Genomic DNA, 20812 nt, shown 5'->3' on the forward strand with positions numbered 1-20812 from the left:
AAATGGAGACATCAAAGCGAAAGTTCGCCCCCATATCGAGCAGAGTTACCGGCCATGCCCTCCATGACAGGATCAATATCTTTCATCGTTTGTGCTCGAAGAAAACGAACTACCTCCTGTAAATCACCGGTCTCATGATAGATGGCCAGTTGCCGATCTGCACCAGTCCCGAGGGGATCATCCAGCATCTGATACACATAAGCGACCTCGGGCTGACAACCAAGCTCTTCAGAGACCTCATGCAGGTCTGTCAGCAAGTCTCGGATCGCGTTGCGCATTGGTATAGATCGCCGACGGGAGAAATCCAGGAACCGGGCATCCAGGCCATAACGCATCGCCTGCCACAGATTTTCTTCAAGCGCCATGACAGAGCACAGTTCCTGCTCCCGTCCCTGCTCAATATCACGGGTCAATTTCGCCACCAGCGCCTGACAGAGCGCAGCCAACGCCAGCGTATCCTGAATGGTCAGCGGCATATCACAGACACGGAACTCCAGCGTATGATAGAAAACATGCGGGCGTACCTCCCACCAGATCTTCTTTCCATTATCAATCACGCCAAGCGAGATCAATTCCTGTAGATAGGCATCAAAGGCCTGCCAGTTCGCGAATGTCGGCGGAATAGCGCTCCGCGGCAGAAGATGTTTAATGATCGGGCGATACGACTTATAGCCGGTCTCACGGCCCTCAACAAACGGTGCATTGGTTGAGAGAGCCAGTAAATGCGGCAACCACGTTCGCGCCCGATTAAACACCTGAATCAACAGGTCTCTGTCATCATCAACATAAACATGTATATGCAGCCCGAACGCCAGATTGCGGAGTGCGGCTTCCCGGTATTCGGCCACCATTTCAGTATAACGTTCACCAACGCTCGGGGCCTGGCTGACCCAATGGGAAAAGGGATGAGTCCCGGCGCTCACCAATGTCTGTCCTTCTCGAGCCATCCGAGCAGCCAGCAGTGCACGAGATTCACGCAAAACATGCCGCGCCGTCGCCAGATCAGGCAGAACAGGCGTGATCAGCTCAATAGTGGATTGTAACAGCTCCGGCTTGATCCTCTCCTCGAGTCCACTCACCGCTTGTTGTAAGAGTTGCGGCGCCCCGGATAAGAGGGCGTTGGTTTTGTGATCGACAATCTGAAATTCCTCTTCAATCCCCAACGTAAAGCGTGTCGCCATCGGCATGCTCCTTTTTCTCTTTCAGGCCCTTCCCCTCCTGTATACAGGCGTTCTCGTCACACTCATAGTCGTCTATTCACAAATCCATATCATCATTGTACGAAGGCTACCAAGCAAAGAGCGAGCTCAAGAACGAGAAAAACGGAGATCTCAATGCATCGCGTTCAGCATTATCGAGAATAATATAGACACCTCCACATCTCTGTAGCAGACATGCTATAATTGTTGAGAACCAGAGTCAACAATGCAGCTTGCCAGACAAGAGCGAAAAAAACAGATGATACAGACATTCCTGTATCGGCCATCATCCTCCCCGGTCAGTATGTGTGAGGATCTCAAGAAACAGAGAAAAACCGAAATTTCATGAATTCTGAAGAGAGGCAGCCTTATGAGTCGATATTTAGAAGCCTTATCCCGGCGTGTCCTGATCTTTGACGGCGCAATGGGGACCAATATTCAACGCTACCAGCTTACCGCCGAGGATTATGGCGGGCAGGCAACGGAAGGCTGTAACGATTATCTCGTTTTGACAAAGCCCCAGGTCATCGAAGAGCTTCACACAGGCTTCCTTGAGGTTGGGTGTGACGTGATCGAGACCGATTCGTTTACCTCCAGCCGCCTGAAACTGGACGAATATGGGCTAGGCCATCTGACCTACGATATCAATTTTACCGCAGCACAAATTGCCCGTCGTCTGGCAGATCGCTACAGTACCGCAGAACAGCCCCGCTTTGTTGCCGGCTCCGTCGGCCCTACAGGCATGCTCCCCTCCTCAAATGATCCAATGCTCAGCAATATTACCTATCAACAACTGGCAGATATCTTTTGTGAGCAAGGAAAAGCGCTATTACAGGGAGGCGTTGACCTCTTTATAATCGAGACCAGCCAGGATATCCTGGAAGTGCGGGCCGCCATTACCGGACTTCGTCGCGCTATGAAGGAAGATGGTCGTGAGGTCCCCATTCAGGCACAGGTCTCGCTGGATACCAGCGGACGTATGCTCCTGGGAACCGACATCGGAGCGGTGCTGCACACCCTGGTCGCCCTGCGCGTCGATATCGTCGGCCTGAATTGTTCCACCGGACCGGAGCATATGCGCGAGCCGGTTCGCTACCTGAGCGAGCATAGCCCGCTTCCTATATCAACCATTCCAAACGCAGGCATCCCTCTGAACGTCAATGGGCAGGCCGTCTACCCGCTGGAGCCGGAGCCGATGGCTCAGGCATTGCGCGAGTTCATTACTGAATTTGGTGTGAATATTGTTGGTGGCTGTTGTGGCAGCAGCTTCGAGCACCTGCGTGCCATTGTCAATGCCTGTCGTACCGCCCCTCGCCGCCCTCGCCCCCTCGCCGACACTCACTTCACCAACAAAGACTTCAAGCAGATCATCCCTCCGGTTGTAACCAGCGCGATTCGCTCCGTGAACATGCATCAGGATCCTCCCCCGGCGCTGGTTGGTGAGCGCGTGAACGCCCAGGGAAGCCGCAAGGCCAAACAGGCGCTGCTCAACGACGACTACGATACGCTGCTTGACATCGCACGCCATCAGGTCGAAGGTGGTGCTCACGTGCTGGACGTTCAGGTCGCCACTACCGAACGCACCGACGAGGCTGATCAGATGGCAAAACTGGTCAAGACGCTCTCCATGAGCATCGAGGCCCCACTTGTCATTGATACAACCGAGGCCGATGTGATGAAAGCAGCTCTGGAAATCTACCCGGGCCGCGCTATCCTGAACTCGATCAATATGGAGATGGGCCGCCAGCGTATTGAGAAGGTTCTTCCTCTGGCGCTGGAACATGGGGCTGCGGTTGTCGCGCTCACCATCGATGAGGTTGGCCAGGCCATGACCACCGAGCGCAAGTTCGAGGTCGCCAGACGCATCTATGACATCTGCGTGAATGAATACGACCTGCCCCCCAACGCGCTGATCTTTGACCCGCTCACCCTGCCCATTACGACCGGTCAGGACGAGCTGAAATCGGCAGCGATCGAGACACTCGAAGCTATCCGCCGGATTAAGGCCGAACTTCCCGGCGCCCTGACTATTCTCGGCGTCAGTAACCTCTCCTTCGGCCTGAAACAGCATGCTCGGGCTGTCTTGAACAGCGTTTTCCTCTTCCACGCCGTGAAAGCGGGATTGGATATGGCAATCGTGAACCCAACCCATATCACCCCCTACGCCGAGATCGACGAGGAACAGCGCAAACTGGCTGAGGACCTGATCTTCAATCGCCCCGAAGCCCTGCCAAACTACATCGCCTACTTTGAGGCCCATAGCCCACAAAAGGATGAGAGCGCCGGGAAAGCTGATCCGACCGAGGGCATGACCGTGGCCGAAAAGCTGCACTGGCATATCCTGCATCGCCGCAAAGACGGTATTGAAGCCCTGATCGATCAGGCCGTTTCCGAGCATGCTGAGACGCAGGGTGTTCCCGTGGGTGAAGCCGCCGTTGCGATCCTCAACACGGTGTTACTGCCCGCCATGAAAGATGTCGGTGATCGCTTCGGTGCCGGGGAACTGATTCTCCCCTTTGTGCTGCAATCAGCCGAGGTGATGAAAAAGTCAGTGGCACAGCTTGAGAACTACCTTGAAAAGAAAGAAGGCTATACCAAAGGAAAGGTTGTCCTCGCGACCGTCTTCGGCGACGTACACGACATCGGCAAAAATCTGGTTAACACGATTCTCAGCAACAACGGCTACACCGTGTACGATCTCGGGAAACAGGTGCCACTCAACACCATTCTTGAGAAGGCCGTTGAGGTCAACGCCGACGCGATCGGGCTTTCGGCACTGCTGGTCAGCACCTCAAAACAGATGCCGCTCTGCGTCAAAGAGCTGCATAAGCGCGGACTGAATTTCCCGGTCATCATCGGTGGCGCGGCCATTAACCGCTCTTTTGGTCGCCGCATTCTCTTTGTGGACGAGCAGACGCCAGACTCACCCCCTGTTCCTTATGAGCCGGGCGTCTTCTATGCACGAGACGCCTTCGAGGGGCTGGACATCGTTGACAAGCTGACCAGCTCCGAGAGCGCGCGCAAGGCATTCATTGAAAAGGCAAAGCAGGAGGCCCTCAAGGAGCGACAGCGCAAAGGCGGGAAAGAGCAGGCCCCGGCGCAACAGGCCCCGGCAGATGAAACCCCTTCGGCCAGCGTCAAACCAGTTGATTCGATTCCAACGCCGCCATTCTGGGGACCACGCGTGCTTGACCGTCTCGGGCTGGAAGACGTGGTTGCCTGTGCCGATCTGAACACGCTCTATCGCCTGCACTGGGGCGGCAAGGCCCACGGTGAAGAGTTCAAGCAACTGGTCACCCGCGAATTTGAGCCGCGCCTTGAACGTATGCTTCGCGAGGCACGCCAGCAGCGCTACCTGCAACCGAAGGTCGTCTATGGCTACTTCCCCTGTCAGTCGAAGGGGAACGAGCTGATCGTCTATGATTATCGCGATATGGTGCAGCCCGGCTCACCGCTTCATGAGGTGGTGCGCTTCCGCTTCCCACGCCAGCAGGAGCGTGATCGCCTCTGCCTGGCAGACTACTTTGCCTCAGTGGAGAGCGGCAAGCTTGATGTCGTGGCGCTTCAGGTAGTAACTATGGGTGAGTCAGCCAGTCAGGCAGTCCAGAAACTGCAAGACGCCGGAAACTACTCCGAGGCCTACTATCTGCATGGGCTCTCGGTTGAGTTAGCTGAGGCGCTGGCAGAATACACCAACCGCCATATACGCAAAGAACTGGGACTGGATGACAAGCGCGCCCGCCGTTATAGCTGGGGCTATGCCTCGATTCCAGAGCTTGATGAGCATGAGAAGCTCTTCAAGGTGCTGCCGGTCACGGAAACTATCGGCGTTTCGCTGACAGAAGCACATCAGCTCGTGCCCGAACAGTCAACCGCAGCACTGGTGATTCATCACCCGCAGGCCGTCTACTTCTCGGTTCGTGGCGCTACTGAGGCCGCTACCGTATAAAACAACTCCTGTGCTGTGGGAAAGAGAAAAGGTGCTCTCATTCCTACAGCACGGCATAATAGTACTATATAGCTAGAAAAATCCAGAAAAACCCGTCTGAAGTCTCGTGACAGAAGGCAAAAAGAGAGGTATTATGGCACAGTCGCGGCACATGATGCCTCTGTTGAAAGTGTTGCAAAGTACCCTTCCAGTGATTCTGATCTTTGACATCTTGTGCTGCCGTCAAAGGAGGAGCAGGGGAAGGTGTGTGAACCTATGCTTCCCCTGTCTTCTGGCTTCTAAGGAAAGGTGTATTTTTTCCCCCGCGAATATGCTATAATATCTGAAATAAATCCTTACATCTGGAGCACCGAGTGTATCAGCAAGCACTTCAGTATCAGGTTCGATATTGTACCTGTCGCTACGTTCACGAAGGAAACAAATAACCGGGACTCAGCCCTTCGTGAACGTATCGGCGTGCCTGCAGATTTGCCCATCCCCCGCACGTCCCGCCTGAGTTACCGCATCTCTATCCTGATCCTTATACGTCAACAAACCAAAAGGGGAGAAAGACTCATGTCTGCGGTTTCATCTAAACCTGTATACTTCTATAATACTCTGACTCGCTCGAAAGAGCTGTTTCAAGCGATACATCCGCCAAAAGTAAGTATTTACTCGTGCGGTCCTACTGTTTATAAAGATATCCACATCGGCAATCTCCGTACCTTCGTCATGACCGACCTGATTCGGCGTACCCTGGAATACAACGGCTATGATGTCTTTCTAGTCCGCAATATTACCGATGTCGGTCATCTGCAAAACGACGATATCGAGAGCGGAGAAGACAAACTAGAGGCTGAGGCACGCAAAACCGGTCGCTCCGCTCTCGAGATCGCGCAATACTACACCGAGCAATATATGCGCGACTCGGAAGAGCTCAACATCCTGCCGCCTCACCTCTCGCCAAAGGCAACCGACCATATTCCCGAGATTCAGGATCTGACCCAAAAGCTGCTTCAGAAAGGGCTGGCCTACATCTCCGATGGGAATGTGTACTACGATGTGGACAAATTCCCGGACTATGGCAAGCTTTCGGGGAACACTGTCGAGCAGCTTCGCGCCGGTGGACATGGCCGTCAGCAGATGGAAATTGCCGAAGACAAGCAGGCACCCGAAGACTTCGCGCTCTGGAAAAAAGGCGACGAGTCACGTCAGATGAACTGGCCGAGCCCGTGGGGCGTGGGCTTCCCCGGCTGGCACATCGAATGCTCTGCTATGTCTATGAAATACCTGGGCGAACGCTTCGATATCCATACAGGCGCGCTCGACCTTGTCTTCCCGCATCACGAGGACGAGATTGCCCAGAGTCAGGGCATCACCGGCAAACCTCCGGTAAATTATTGGATGCATGGGGAGTTCCTGATCATTGGCAACCGTAAAATGAAGGCACAGGGAAACGACGACGACAGCATCAAGATGTCGCGTTCCAAAGGGAATGTGTTGCTGATCGAGACGCTGAAAGCCGAGGGCATCGATCCGCTGGCCTTCCGCTACCTCCTGTTGACCGCGCACTATCGCTCGAAGCTCAACTACACAGATGAGTCGATCACAGCGGCGCAGAACGCGTTGAACCACCTGCGCGAGGATCTGGCGGACCTCCCGGTCAGCGAATTCTCTGGACAGTGGTCTCCAGCGGCGCAAAAGATGCGCGACGCCTTTCATACCGCCATCAACGATGATCTGGATATGCCAACCGCTCTGGCCCTGACCCGAGAGGTTGTGCGCGATCAGAGCATTGATCCCGCCGAGCGCCGTCACCTGCTGCTCGACTTTGATCGCGTTCTCGGCCTGCGGCTGAACGAGGTCGAACCGAAAAAGCCGCGTGAGATCAGCGACGAAGCCCGTGAGCTGGTACGCCAGCGCGACGAAGCCCGTAAAGCGAAGAACTGGGCCCTCTCAGATCAGCTCCGCGCACAGCTTAAGGAGATGGGCTATGAGGTACGCGATACCGCTCAAGGAACGCAACTGGTGTAGCCTTTCGTGTACAATCAGAATGGGGGTGGTGCATCGGCACGTCCCCATTCTGATAGCGTTTCAAACATAGCAAGGAGGGCTTCATTATGACTTCCTGGCGGGAGAAACTGGAACAGACCTCTGATACTATGCTCAGGCTGGCAAGCGGCACAATGAGCCTGCTCAAGCGGCAACCACAAACAGAAGGCACGCTTCGCCTGCAAGGGCTACACGACTCCGTAGAGATCATCACCGATCAGTATGGCATACCTCATGTCTATGCGAAAAATGAAGCTGATCTCTTCTTTGCGCAAGGCTATCTGCACGCCCGTGATCGCCTCTGGCAAATGGATTTTCATCGGCGTCTCGGATCCGGTCGTCTGGCGGAAATCTTTGGCGCAACCGCCATAGAAGCAGATCGCTTTAGCCGTCGTCTGGGCCTCTATCGGGACTCCCGCCGCGATGTTGCAACGCTGCCATCACAGATCAAACAGACGCTTTCAACTTATACGCTTGGTGTTAATGCCTACCTCATTCAGCAAAAGCAGAACCTCCCCGTGGAGTTTGCGATCCTTCACTATCGCCCGACGCTTTGGACCGTCGCTGACACCCTGCTCCGCTGCCGCACTATCGCCTGGATGTTGAGTTCGAACTGGGAATCTGAGTTGATCCGTGCCCTCTTGATTGAGCATCTGGGTCCGGAACAGGCGGCTCGACTTGAAGGCTGTAGCGATCCCAAGCACCCGCTGATCCTACCACCCGGCGCAACCTATCAGGGCACGCCCCCGAACGTGTTGGAACAATTCGAGCAGTTCAAGCAGCTCTGTGGCGCGGGCCTGATTGGCGGAAGCAATAACTGGGTTGTCGCTGGCAGCAAAAGCGAGACAGGCGCGCCGATCCTCTGTAATGATCCTCATCTCGGACAGGAAGTTCCATCCCTCTGGTACGAATGCCACCTTATCGCGGGCTCGTTCGACGTGATTGGAGCCGGCTTTCCCGGAATACCCGGCATTCTGATTGGCCATAACCGCTCTATTGCCTGGGGTGTAACCAACGTTTTTGCCGATGTGCAGGATCTCTACATTGAAGAGTTCAGTGCTGAAAATCCGCGCCAGTACCGCTATCAGGATCACTGGGAAGAAGCGACTGTACGTCGTGAGATCATTCAGGTCAAAGATGAAGAGGCAGTGGTGGAACAGGTTCGTATTACCCGGCATGGTCCGGTTATCAATGAGGATATCAAAATGCCGCTGGCCATCCGCTGGATCGGACAGGAACCGTGCACACTTCCGCAGGCCGTGCTTGGCCTCAATACTGCCCGTACCTGGGATGAGTTCCGTGAAGCACTACGCTACTGGGACACTCCGGCCCAAAACGTTGTTTATGCTGATACCAGCGGCAATATCGGTTATCAGATGGCCGGAACCGTCCCCCTCCGTGCGCAAAAACAAAACGTGTTACCAGTGCCGGGCTGGACAGGCGCTCATGAATGGACCGGCGTGATTCCCTTTGAGGAGCTGCCTCACACCCTGAACCCGGAGCAGGGCTTTCTGCTCACCGCAAATAACCGTATCGTCGACGATTCCTACCCCTATTACATTTCAAGCAACTGGATGAACGGCTATCGTGCTCAACGTATCAAGCAGTTGCTTCACAGCAAAGAGAAATTCTCGCTCGCCGATATGGTCCGTATTCAGGCCGACACCTACTCAATACCGGCTACCGAGATTCTCCCCTTCCTGCTGCGTCTTGAGCCGGCCACACCTCAGGAACGTGCGGCACAGGAGATCTTGCGTTCCTGGGATTACACCCTCACCCCAGAAAGCATTGGCGCGGCTCTCTATACCACCTTTCAACGCAAACTGTCGTGGCTTGTCTTCAGCGCAGCAATCGGCAATGACGAAGCACTCCTGAGCCGCTACCTGGGCGTTGCTCATACTCCGCTGGCAAGCGATAATGAGCTATTCAGCCGCGAGGTTCCCCTGCTGATTCGCCTGCTCCACGAACAGGATGACGCCTGGTTTGCCCGAACCCGTATTCCGAATGGCCCAAAAACCTGGAATGCAGCTCTGAAAGCCGCATGGCACGGAACCATCGATGAGCTACGCGAGCGTCTGGGCGACAACATCTTGCGCTGGCACTATGGCGCGGTCCATAAGCTGACCTTCAAGCATATCCTGGGTAAGCATCCCCTGTTAGTGAAGCTGTTCAATCGCGGTCCCTATCCTATCGGGGGCGACGGCGATACCATCAATATGGGTGCAACCCTGCCCGATCAGCCAGAAGAGGTAATTTCCGTGTCTACCTATCGCATGATCGTCGACCTGGGAAATCTGGAACAGTCGCTTTCCAGTCACGCCCCGGGACAATCGGGCCTCCCGAACAGCAAGCACTTCGATGACCTGATCCAGCAATGGCTTCAGGTGGGGCATCATCCGATGCTCTACGAACGCAATACCATCACCGCCCATGCTGAAGGAGTCCTCTACCTGCATCCACGCTAAAAGCAGGAATTTTTAAACAAATCTCATACAATCCTGAGCTTTTCTTGAGCTATTCTTTAAATTTTTCGGATACACTGAAAGACATGACAGAGGTAGGGTGGTCACAGGCTCTATCCCTGCATAAAAGTGAGGCTTGTTTACCAATACCCCCAAAAAAGACAAGCCTCATTTTTTTGCCCTTTCCTTCCACATGTCTATCTTTCTCTCCAGCCCTGATAGTCCTGCTTGATAGCCAGATTCCCTGAGGCACGTCACTTCGCTTGCAAACCCTTGACAAATGGATAACAAACAGTTATGCTTGATATAGCAATTAGTTATGGGGGAGTGGGAACATGGACTTAGCGGAGAAAATGAAACACTTGCGGGCCGTAGAGGGAGAACTGCGCGGACTGAATCGCCCGATGACGCAAATGGAGGTCGTCAAAGCGATGAAGGAAGAGCTGAATGAGAGCATCAGCCAGGCCTATCTCTCTCAACTGGAAAGCGGAAAACGGGTGCATCTTACGGCCTCAACCCGCGATTTGCTCGCCCGCTTTTTTAAAGTGCATCCCGGCTACCTGGTCAGTGACCCACCAGATTATAGCACAGACTTATTAAGTGAGTTTGAAAGCGAAAGCGATCGACTGCATACCTGGCTTGTCGCAGGAGCCGCCGAATGGCGTTCAGAACCGGACCTGCACGCCCTCTTGCATCTTCTCGCTTCATCAGAGAGGCCGCGACACCTGTTGATGTTGCTCCGGCAACTGGCAGAATTGCCACTTGAAGAGCTAGAGGCGATTACAGAGGCAGTTACCAGCCATGAAGCGCTCTTTCCCGATGAGGACCAGGCTTCTTATCAGGAGTAAAAGAAAGCAAGAATCTACTCGGCCCGTACAGGGATATCGGTACTAATGGCCCTCTTATAGAGAAGATATTGTATTTTCTCAGCGGTTCCGCGTTTTATTACTCAGGATACTGCGTTGTGTATAACAATTCGCAATCGGACGCAGCCTTTTCTGATCGGGTTCCAGCAAGCGAAGGGAGAGAACACCATCCAGTAAGGAGAGAAGCCAGAAGCATCTTCTCTAGTGTAAGGGGAATAGTATGAAACAGAGTCAAGCACAGCATGCAGGGCAGGAACAGCAGCATGTCCTGTTTACTCCAGGGCACAGCGTTCTTTCACGCCGCTTCCCGATCCTGCTTCCGGTCATCTTGTTTGGTTTCGCCGTGGCCTTGCTTGCGACCAGCCTTCTTCTTGATGATCGGCCATTTCCAGTACTGGGTTTTCTAGGCATCTCTCCCGTCTCGTTTTGCCTTGCAATCGCATGCGCGTTAGCTATCACCGCTGTTCTTCTCGGGATAGCATTACTGGCCGAGCGCATGGACCGATACAGCACACAACCGGTGATGGTTACGAAGGAGCAGCATCATGATAGCAACTGATCCGCTCTCATTATTCTTCATATTCTGTTTTGGTTTTGGCCTGCTTTTCCTGCTCATCGTCGCGATGATGGGAAGCATCGGGCACGGTCATGTACACGATGTAGGTGGGCATCACTTCAGTGACCTGCTGCATACACACCATGTTGATACCGGATATGGAGATCATGGAGCACATGGGCATAATGATGGCATGATTACAGATGGCGATGGCGGGGATCATCATTTTTCGCTACTCGCGATTCTGAATCCGACCGCAATCGTGCTCTTTCTGCTCTGGTTCGGATTTTTTGGCTATCTGTTCAAAAACGGAGTACATTTTGAGTTTCCGTTAACCATGATCCTCTCGATCGTCGGAGGCGTTATTATTGCTGCCCTGATCCTGAAATTGCTGAACCGCATCGCGGGAGGGAGCGAAGGAGAGACCATTCAGGATGTATCGGACCGCACCGGCCTCGTGGGCAAAGTAACCCTGACCATTCAAGAAGGAAGCATCGGTGAAATTATGTACACCTCTCCGAGCGGTCTGCGCAAAAGCATTCCGGCTCGCAGCGTTGATGGTCGCCGCCTCGAGCGTGGTCAGGAAGTCGTTGTCCTGAGTTATCAAAAAGGGGTTGCAGAAGTGGATACATGGGAGCATTTTGTCAGCCAGGAGCAAGAGAACCCGGAAGCGCTCCCCGATGCAAGCGCTCTGGATGAACTGGAAGCTTTTTTGAAAGAATCCGATCACCCTTCTGAATCTACTATGCGCAAAGATCTACAAAAGGAGTAAACTTCTATGGACATGCTTGTAATGATAGGAATAGGCGTTGTCGTCCTTGTGATCGTCGTCCTTATCCTGTTACGCATTATAAGCAGCATCCTGCGCAAGGTCGGTCCCAACCAGGCATTAATCATCTATGGTACCGGAGGCGCAACCGTCATCACCGGAGGGGCAAAATTTGTTATCCCTCTATTTCAGCGTGCCGAAGAGTTCTCGCTTGAGTTGATGTCTTTTGATGTCGCTCCGGCGCAGGCGCTCTACACCTCGCAGGGCGTTGCGGTCAACGTTGAAGCGGTGACGCAGATCAAAGTGCGCTCGGATACGCAGAGCATTCTGACCGCAGCAGAGCAGTTCTTGAGCAAAACCCGCGAGGAGCGCGAAAGCCTGATCCGTCTGGTTATGGAAGGCCACCTGCGCGGTATCGTAGGTCAGCTTACCGTTGAGGATCTGGTCAAAGATCCCGAAAGCGTCGGTGCAAAGATGCTGCGCACCGTCAGCGCCGATATGGACAAGATGGGCCTGGAGGTCATCTCATTTACCATCAAAGATGTGCGTGACGAAAACGACTACATCACGAACATGGGCCGCCCGGAAATCGCCCAGATTCGCAAACATGCCGACATCGCGACCGCACTGGCGGAACGCGACACGCAGATTCAGCAGGCAAATGCCTCACGAGAAGCAGCCGTTGCACGTGCCGCTGCCGATCAGGAGCGCGTCAAAGCCGAAACCGAATCAATGGCGAAGCAGTCCGAGTTTCAGCGCGACCTCTCCATTAAGCGAGCTTCCTACGAGGCAGAGATCAAGAAGCAGCAGGCTGCCGCCGATAAGGCCTATGATATTCAGGCCAATATCGTGCAGCAGCAGGTCGTCACTGAGGCCGTCAAAGTGACCGAGTTCGAGAAACAGGCCCAGATCAAGGTACAGGAAGCCGAAATCCGCCGCCGCGAACTCGAACTACAGGCAACCATCCAGAAAGCCGCCGAGGCAGAACGCCGCCGCATTGAAACCGTCGCAGAAGCAGAACGTCAGCGCCTGACACTCGAAGCTCAAGGTCAGGCAGATGCCGCCAAGATGCGCGGTCTTGGTGAAGCGGAAGCCAACCGGGCCAAAGGTCTCGCCGAGGCAGAGATCATCAAAGCTCGCGGTCTTGCCGAAGCAGAAGTTATCAAGGCCAAAGGTGAAGCGGAAGCCCAGGCAATGAAGGTGAAAGCCGCCGCCTACCACGAGTACAATCAGGCAGCTGTCCTCGACAAGCTACTTACCGGCATGCCGGATGTGGTTCGCGCCATTGCCGAGCCGCTGAGCAAAGTCGACAAAGTGACCATCGTTTCCACTGGAGGAAAAGACGGGCTGGGTGCAAGCCGCCTGACAGGCGACATCGTCAATATGGTTGCTCAGGTTCCCGCTCTCTTCGAGTTGTTGAGTGGCACGAAAGTTGGTGACTTGATGAATCGCGTTCCCTCGTTGAACGGGCAGAACCCGGGCGACGCGGAAAACACCGAGCAGACAACGGGGAGCGAGAAGCAATAATGTATAGTACCTATAGCAAGTAAAACGGATTGTCAGGCGGGGCGCTTTCTTTGCTCCGCCTGCTCCGAGTTTTGCCCTCCTGCCATACTTACTGTCTATCTTTCAAGGGAGAATGGCCTATGAACTTGTTGGAGCGTGTGCTTACCCTGCTACGCATCAGTCTGAACAGCGTGGTTGAGCAATCTGATGATCCAGATAAAGCGCTACAGCAACTGCGCCTTGATCTGCGCAATCAACTGGTACAGGTCAAAACACAGGTTGCAACGGCTATTGCCGAGAGCCATCAGCTACGCAAACGCTGCACAGAAAAGCAGGCAGAAGCCGAAAAATGGCTGCATAAAGCCGAACAGGCAATCGAGCAGAATAATGATAGTCTGGCCCGTACTGCGCTCAGCCAGTACAACGAATTGAACAAGCTGGCACAGCGCTATCAACACCTGCAAACCGATCAAGAGCGGGTTATTACGGTCATGCGTGGCGCATTACGCCGTCTCGAAGCAAAGATTACGGAGGTCGAAACAACGCTCGAACTGCTGGAGACGCGCAAACGAAACGCCTTATTGCAGCAGCGTGTCTTTGAAGCGCTGAATCGCACCCGGGGTATCCAGAATGACCCACGTACGCAACAGGCTCAGGCCACAACCCAGGACGCCGAAGCGCGAGCACAGGCGCTGGTCGAACAGCATCAGCGAGATCTGGCGAATGAGCTGGAGGCGATATCGGAAGAGCAGCGGCTAGAACAGCAGCTTCAGGCACTTAAAGCCAGGAAGAGCGCACAGGGGCGCCTACCCGGGCGTAAGCGAACCACAACTGATAACCTGACAGCTGGTATCTCACCCGGGGAATTAAGCCTTGATGAGCTGAAAAAGCATATGGAGGCGTCGCAGGATTAATTTATGAATACGGACCGAATAGAAGAACGAAAACAATAACTACTGCCAGGGCAATAAACATGCCGACAATAAAGGAAAAGTAGTTATTGTTTCTCTCTTCTTCGGTAACAACCTTTTTCTTCTCTTCTGCCATGTTCACGTTTCCCTTTGTTTCTTCTTTGTATCTTTTCCCGGTCTCTTATACACCGGTATTTTTCAGCGCTCCATCGATCGCGTTTTCAGCATCTACCAGCAACTTGCGGCATTCCGTGGTATCCACATCACGCGAGGTCATCAGAACCAGAAATGCATTCTTCTCTGCACCAACGGTGCGAAGGAACAGCATGCGTTCTGTGCTGGCAATCATCAGATCATCAAACCCGCCCCAGGCACTCTGGTGTAAAGATTGTACAACATTCTGTAAAGCAATGCTAAGCTGTTTGCCAACACGCGAAACGTCCAGTTCTTCAATCGCTACCTGCGCAATTGGCTGTCCCTCGCTGGTAATCACAGCCGCGGCCACAAAACCACGGACCGAGTATCCTAGCGTCTGCAACGCCGACACCAGCGCGCCATAGTTCAAATTGCGTCGAATTGCCCGTTGTTGACCACTTGCCGAAGAAATAGGCGAAAGCTCCGCACTGTTCCCGGGCAACTGATGGGAGAAAGAGGAGATAGCCTGTTGATTGCCCGTATTTGTTTGCCGTTCAAACGGCGCTGGACTGACCGCCTCGGTTAAAACAACTTTGCGGGGGCCGGTCGTTTGTAGTGGAGCAATTTGTCCGGTCGAGCCGTTGGGAAGCTGCCATTCAGATGGCCCGGGAGCAGCCGTCGGCGGCATCTGAACCGCAGGTATATGAGAGGCAGTTGGCTGATCGGTCACCCACGAGGGCGCTTCCTGTTGCGCACGCGCAATAGCTCTCCTTTCTTCTGACAACGAGAGCGGGCCGCTATCAAAAGCGAACGCCGGATCACTGAAGGTGACCCCTTGCACGTTATTATTGCCCATCGCGGCATACATCCCGCTATTCTTATTCTCTGGCTCTAAGGAAGGAGCTTCCTCGGCAGGCGGCTCCCACCACTGACCGTTTTCCGCCGCCTGAAAGGGATTCTGCATCAGCATGGTCGCCTGATCTGGCACCTCTTCCCCGGCAGGGGCCACAAAGCCAAATGGGGTATCATCGATCTCATCAAGATCAAAGGAGAAACCCGCCTCGTTCTGCTGTGGCTCCAGCGGAGGCTGAAGCGGTGAAGAGCCGCCATTCTGAGCCGCCTGCGCCCGCGAGCGATATTGCAGGGCCTGTAAAATCAGGCGGGAAAGCGGCTGCGTCACATTCGAGGTCGCCGGGCCGCTCCACGGCTGATGAGTAACCGTCCCATTCTTATGGGCAGCAAGAGCAAAAAAGGCCTCTTCTCCGCGCAGCATACCATACTCAGCCCAGATCAATTCGCCATTCTGGAAGCGCAGCACGCCACGCTCTTCAAGGCCGGTGTTCACCACCAACGCAATGCTCTTTCGGCTCATTGTGACAATTTGAATGACATCCAGCAGGTCAAATGATTCGAGATTCGCAGAAAATCCGCTCTGTTGCTGTAAACGGCGTAGCTCCTCACGTACCACACGCATATCAAGCGGCTTCTCCAAAAAGCCAACCGCTCCCCCTTCCAGCACCTGCATGCGCTGCTCCTCAGGCGTATTGGCATTGCCAATCATAATCATATTTGTATTTGGACGATATACCCGCAGCCACTGCAATAATTCAAGCCCATCAATTCCAGCCGCCTTTAAATCACACAGAACTGCGTCATATTCTTCTGCCCAGAGCACCCGAATAGCATCAGTCCCGTTTGTCACCCCCTGGACAACATAGCCATCCTTATGAAGCGAGTTCACGAGAGCCTGGTTCAGCATTTCATCGCTTTCAACCACAAATACGCGTGATATATTCGTCATTGTTTTCTACCACCTGCAACAGAGATTGACCTGCTTCGTTCTATCTGTCCGTTTCTTTGCCTCAATCCTCAGCAGCCTTTGAGGACCGCTGCAAGCCTCATCCTCGACGATGGAGGCGAGATGTGATTGCAGCTCTGCATCCCCGGGGGATGAGCACCAGCAATCCAGAGCGACGTGTTCCATGAAAGCGGGTGAAGTCTCCTCTGCGACATCCTTTTCAGAACAGGGTCGTGCTTCCGCGCGATAGGCTCAGTTTTTCCGAAAGGGTATTTTTACATCATCCAGTAGCGCAAATAATCAGTATTGCCGATAGGAGCATTCTTCACGTGATGAGTGTATCACGATGAGGTATGGATAGCAAGAATATAAGCAACTTGTACTTCCCTGTCACGTCCTTCTCTCTCTCACCCTCTTGAGCAAGCCCCGATTTGATGTCAACTTGTGCGACGTGCTATACTCATCTAGGAATAGACATTCCAGAAAAGAGACGCCTACGCGCGTCTCTTCATTCTGTTGGGAGGAACCATGATACCCCACGAAAACCTGCTTGAATCCTGGAAAAAGGCAGCAGGAACCCGGGCAGCGGAGCTAGTCGAAGATGGGATGCTTGTTGGTCTTGGGACTGGCACAACCGCACATTACTTCATTACCGCACTGGGTCAGCGCATTCAGGAGGGGCTCCAAATCAAAGGTGCAGTCTCCTCCTCGCTCGGTTCACAGGAACTGGCGAAGAAAGTTGGTATTCCTGTCACAACTCTTGATTTCAATCCGACGCTTGATCTTTATATAGATGGCGCCGATGAGATTGATCCCTTCCTGCGCCTTGTGAAGGGCGGTGGAGGCGCTTTGTTGCGCGAGAAAATTGTTGCCACAGCCGCCCGCCGCTTTGTTGTAATTGCAGATGAGACCAAGCTGGTTCAGCGACTCGGGACACACTGTCCCATCCCGGCAGAGGTCGTGCCTTTCGCCATCACTCCGGTTCGTCGTCGTCTGGAGGCTCTGGGAGCACTGGTCAAGCTTCGCCAGAAACCCGCTTCAGATGCTCCATTCATCACTGACAACGGCAATGTCATTCTTGATTGCACATTCCCCGATGGAGTCGCCGACCCAGAAGCAATTGACACAGCCATGCAGCGCATTGTCGGCCTCGTCGATACCGGCTTCTTCCTGAAGATGGCCGAAGAAGCGATTATTGCAGGAAAAGATGGCATAAAAGTACTCAGGCCAAACTAGCGCATCTTATACCTCAAAAAGTCGCTTGACATAACAAAGCTGTGCCAGATATTATGCTTGAGAAGCATTATCTCTCAAGCATACTCTTTTTTTGAGAGAGCGCCTTCTGTTTTTTGATGCGTTGAACAACAAGATCCTCAGCCTCTCAGATCAGGCTGAGATAAAGAAGAGGTGCCATCTTGAAGGAGAAAGGGAACCGGGACATTACCCGCGAGCCCGCTATCTGGTCAATCACAACCGATCGAATCGTGATTGCCGGTATTCTGGCTGCGATCACTATCTGCATTACCCTTATTCCTGGTATCGGCTTTATCCCTATTCCCAACATTACCGGGAACGCCACAATTGCGCATATTCCAACCGTGATCGGGGGCATCATCGGTGGGCCTGTGGTAGGCTTTTTCTCCGGCCTTATCTTTGGTATTATGAGCTTACTTCACGCCACTATCCCGATGTTTAAAGATCCACTGGTTTCAATCCTGCCCCGTATTTTCATCGGTCTGGTAGCCTGGGGAGTCTTCGCGGCTCTCAAACGCCTGAATACGGACCTTGCCGCAATCATGGCGGGCTTCCTCGGCTCCGCCACCAATACGGTACTGGTTCTGGGCATGGGCCTGCTGCGCGGCTACGTCCCGCTGGCTCTGCTCCCAACCGTGCTCCCTCAGGCCATCGCGGAGGCAATTATCTCGGCTCTGCTGGCTGAGGTGATTGTGCGCAGCTATTCTATTGTCCAGCGTCGTCTGGTGCACGCCCCGGAGACAAAAAACCGCGACGAATTGCCCTATTAGAGAAGTATGTTAGAAGTCAAAGACGTTACATTTCACTATAGCCGGGAGGAGCGTAATGCTTCTCCTGTTCTTCAGCAGATCAACCTGAAGATTGAGCCAGGTGAAACCGTTGCCATTCTCGGGCAAAATGGGTCAGGAAAAAGCACACTGGCGAAGCTCTTAGCCTCAATCCTGCGCCCGTCGAGCGGCTCCATTCTGGTTGATGGACTCTCAACTACAGCGCATGGTGAGGCGCTCTGGACCATTCGTCAGCATGTAGGGATTGTATTTCAAAATCCCGATGACCAGCTTGTCGCCAACACCGTCATCGACGATATCGCCTTTGGTCCCGAGAATCTGGGCCTGCCACGCCCTGAGATTGAGGAGCGCGTTCAGGAAGCGCTGGCACTGCTGCAACTGGAAGCGTATGCCCATATGCCGATTCAAGATCTTTCAATCGGGCAGAAACAACGGGTCGCCATCGCGGGCGTGCTGGCAATGCGTCCGCGCTACCTCCTGCTTGATGAGCCCACTACCATGATTTCAGGCCAGACAGCCCGGCACTTGCTGGAAACTGTCCACCGTCTGGCACGAGAGCGCTCACTGGCTGTGGTGCATATCACCCATTTTATGCATGAGGTTGCGCACTTTCAGCGGGCTATCGTCATGCATCAGGGGCGTATCCTTTTCGACGAGACACCTGCACAGCTTTTCACGCGTATAGAGGAACTGGAAGCAGTGGGCCTCGATGTGCCTCTGATCTGTAGACTTGGGCAACGGCTGCGTGAACGGGGCCTGACCTGGCTACCGCACACCCTGCTCTCCAGTGCCCAATTGAAAGCTGCCTTCCAGCAACACCTGGCAGAATAAACAGGAGAAAAGAGTGACACTGTTCACGCTGCATAACGTTTCCTATACCTATCTAGAGGGCACACCTTTCGCGACAGAGGCCCTGCATCGGCTCTCGCTCTCTATTGAGTCCGGACAAACGACGGCGCTTGTCGGGCCAACAAAGGCAGGCAAATCGACGCTACTGGATCTGCTGGCAGGGCTTATTCAGCCAGGCGAGGGGACCTTCCTTTTTGAAGGAAGTCCAGTCACCGATATCGAGCGCCTGCGCGCAAAGGTGGGTATTGTCTTCCAATCGCCCGAAGCCCAGATTTTTGAGGAGACAGTCGGTAAAGATGTCTCCTTTGGTCCCTTGCAAAAGAACATCAGCGTTGCCGAATCGCGTCGGCTGGTGCAAGAATCTCTTGAAGCGGTCGGACTGCCCTACGAAGATTTTCGGACCCGCTACACCTACGCCCTGAGCGGAGGGCAGAAGCGCCGCGTCGCTATTGCTGGAGTGCTGGCGATGCAACCAGATGTGCTGCTCTTCGATGAGCCAACCGCCGGTCTTGATCCCCGGGGCCGACGCGAATTGCTTGAGCTGATCGCGACCCTCAAACACCGAATGACGATCATCTATGCATCCAGCAGCCTCGCTGATGTGGCCGAACTGGCCGACACCATCCACATTCTCGATCAAGGACAATGCCTGTTCTCAGGAAGTCCCCGCGACATTCTGGCGCGAGCAGAGGAGATCGCGGCACTTGATATCGCGCTTCCCGAGGCAGCACAGATTGCCCTGGACATGCGTAGTGTCTTCCCTGACCTGCGTACTGATGTGGCCAATCTGGCCGAGCTGGAAGACGTGTTGCTCTCCGCTTCCATCCCTGACCGCATGGAGACCCAGCCATGATACAGATTACCCGTAATATCACTTTCGGGCAGTATATTAATAACGGCTCCCTGCTTACCCGCATCGATCCGCGTACCAAGCTCTTTTGTTTTATTGTCCTGACCATCGTTGTCTCGATCATCCATAGCTTTCTGGCCTTTGCGCTCTGCCTGCTGCTCTGTCTGTGGATGCATCGTCTCTCGCGCCTCTCGACCGCCTACGTCCTGCGGGGCTTCAAGCCGTTTCTTGGCTTTCTTGCCTTTATCTTCGTCCTGCAGACGCTCTTCTATAGCGCTCCGGCCCAACATGTTTTCTGGCGCTGGGGGATCCTGAGCCTGAGCGGTGAAGGGCTGCTCTACAGTGCAACCATTCTCGTTCGCGTCTTCTTCCTCTACTATCTGGCCTCATTGCTGCTCTTTGTCACCTCAATGGTTGACTTTACCGATGGGCTGGAAGCGCTACTTAGCCCATTCCAGAAAATCGGCCTGCCGGTGAACGCCTTCATCATGGTCTTTGTGGTCGCACTGAAGTTTATCCCCCTGACGCTTGCCGAGATCGAGAGGCTGGTGAAAGCACAGGCAGCCCGCGGTGTGCGTTTCGATCAGGGAAACTTTCTGCAAAGAACCCGCAAACTCGCGCCTTTGCTGGTGCCACTCTTTCTCAATAGCTTTAAGCGTGCCGAAGCGCTTAGCACAGCAATGGAGGCCCGCTGTTATGGGATGCACAGGGGATGGAGGCGCAGCAAACGCCGCCAGTTCTCCTTTACCCGTGTGGAGGCGATCACCCTGATTGTTGTCTGCCTGGTGGGTGTGCTGGCACTTGTCATAAATGGCTTCGCTCCAGTGTGAGAGCGGAGCCTGTTCTTTTTCTGTGTGCTTCTTCGTGTCTATGTAATAAAGCCTTCGGG

The 20812-nt window shown here is 53.9% G+C and carries 16 protein-coding genes; 13 read left to right on the forward strand and 3 right to left on the reverse strand.

Translation table 11 applies throughout. The annotated features are described in order from the left end of the window. Nucleotides 1-11 precede the first annotated feature (11 nt). A complete protein-coding gene (locus EI42_RS02705) occupies nt 12-1181 on the reverse strand; it encodes a carboxylate-amine ligase (RefSeq protein WP_246046309.1) in 1170 nt (389 codons plus the stop codon). A gap of 388 nt (nt 1182-1569) precedes the next feature. Between EI42_RS02705 and metH the strand changes: the two genes are divergently transcribed. The 8 genes from metH (at nt 1570) to EI42_RS02745 (ending at nt 14252) form a co-directional block, all read left to right on the forward strand. After that, nucleotides 1570-5148 (forward strand): methionine synthase, encoded by a 3579-nt coding sequence (gene metH, locus EI42_RS02710; RefSeq protein ID WP_111318555.1) that lies wholly within the window; start codon nt 1570-1572, stop codon nt 5146-5148. A 555-nt stretch (nt 5149-5703) separates the two neighbouring features. Continuing rightward, nucleotides 5704-7161, forward strand: coding sequence for a cysteine--tRNA ligase (cysS, locus tag EI42_RS02715; protein ID WP_111318557.1), 1458 nt, complete (start codon nt 5704-5706; stop codon nt 7159-7161). An 86-nt stretch (nt 7162-7247) separates the two neighbouring features. Then, nucleotides 7248-9644 (forward strand): penicillin acylase family protein, encoded by a 2397-nt coding sequence (locus EI42_RS02720; RefSeq protein WP_111318559.1) that lies wholly within the window; start codon nt 7248-7250, stop codon nt 9642-9644. 332 nt (nt 9645-9976) lie between these two features. After that, nucleotides 9977-10489, forward strand: a complete 513-nt coding sequence (locus EI42_RS02725) for a helix-turn-helix domain-containing protein (RefSeq protein ID WP_111318561.1) — start codon at nt 9977-9979, stop codon at nt 10487-10489. Between the two features lie 238 nt (nt 10490-10727). Then, nucleotides 10728-11066 (forward strand): hypothetical protein, encoded by a 339-nt coding sequence (locus EI42_RS02730; RefSeq protein ID WP_111318563.1) that lies wholly within the window; start codon nt 10728-10730, stop codon nt 11064-11066. Next, entirely contained in the window at nt 11053-11835 is a 783-nt protein-coding gene (locus EI42_RS02735; protein WP_111318565.1) for a hypothetical protein, read from the forward strand. Before EI42_RS02730 ends, EI42_RS02735 begins: the two co-directional genes overlap by 14 nt. Before the next feature lie 6 nt (nt 11836-11841). Further along, entirely contained in the window at nt 11842-13359 is a 1518-nt protein-coding gene (locus tag EI42_RS02740; RefSeq protein WP_111318567.1) for a flotillin family protein, read from the forward strand. Nucleotides 13360-13478: 119 nt separating this feature from the next. Further along, a complete protein-coding gene (locus EI42_RS02745; RefSeq protein ID WP_111318569.1) occupies nt 13479-14252 on the forward strand; it encodes a PspA/IM30 family protein in 774 nt (257 codons plus the stop codon). Between the two features lies 1 nt (nt 14253). Here the strand turns inward: EI42_RS02745 and EI42_RS34215 are convergent, their stop codons facing one another. Then, nucleotides 14254-14385: a hypothetical protein gene (locus EI42_RS34215; protein ID WP_281278934.1), complete on the reverse strand. Its 132-nt coding sequence runs from the start codon at nt 14383-14385 to the stop codon at nt 14254-14256. A 45-nt stretch (nt 14386-14430) separates the two neighbouring features. After that, nucleotides 14431-16185: a response regulator gene (locus EI42_RS02750; protein ID WP_111318571.1), complete on the reverse strand. Its 1755-nt coding sequence runs from the start codon at nt 16183-16185 to the stop codon at nt 14431-14433. Between the two features lie 525 nt (nt 16186-16710). On the opposite strand from EI42_RS02750, the gene rpiA reads away from it, so the two are divergent. The 5 genes from rpiA (at nt 16711) to EI42_RS02775 (ending at nt 20753) form a co-directional block, all read left to right on the forward strand. Continuing rightward, nucleotides 16711-17418 carry a ribose-5-phosphate isomerase RpiA gene (gene rpiA / locus EI42_RS02755; RefSeq protein WP_111318573.1) on the forward strand — a complete coding sequence of 236 codons (708 nt, stop codon included), beginning with the start codon at nt 16711-16713 and terminating at the stop codon, nt 17416-17418. A gap of 179 nt (nt 17419-17597) precedes the next feature. Beyond that, complete coding sequence (locus tag EI42_RS02760; protein WP_211326000.1) at nt 17598-18206, forward strand: ECF transporter S component; 609 nt, start codon at nt 17598-17600, stop codon at nt 18204-18206. Between the two features lie 6 nt (nt 18207-18212). Continuing rightward, the gene (locus tag EI42_RS02765) at nt 18213-19055 is read left to right on the forward strand and encodes an ATP-binding cassette domain-containing protein (RefSeq protein WP_111318575.1); all 843 of its coding nucleotides are present in this window, start codon (nt 18213-18215) and stop codon (nt 19053-19055) included. 13 nt (nt 19056-19068) lie between these two features. Beyond that, entirely contained in the window at nt 19069-19926 is an 858-nt protein-coding gene (locus tag EI42_RS02770; RefSeq protein WP_111318577.1) for an ATP-binding cassette domain-containing protein, read from the forward strand. Continuing rightward, complete coding sequence (locus EI42_RS02775) at nt 19923-20753, forward strand: energy-coupling factor transporter transmembrane component T family protein (RefSeq protein WP_111318579.1); 831 nt, start codon at nt 19923-19925, stop codon at nt 20751-20753. The genes EI42_RS02770 and EI42_RS02775 overlap by 4 nt, the downstream gene beginning before the upstream one ends. Nucleotides 20754-20812: the final 59 nt, after the last annotated feature.

Source organism: Thermosporothrix hazakensis, assembly GCF_003253565.1.
GTDB classification, from domain to species: domain Bacteria; phylum Chloroflexota; class Ktedonobacteria; order Ktedonobacterales; family Ktedonobacteraceae; genus Thermosporothrix; species Thermosporothrix hazakensis.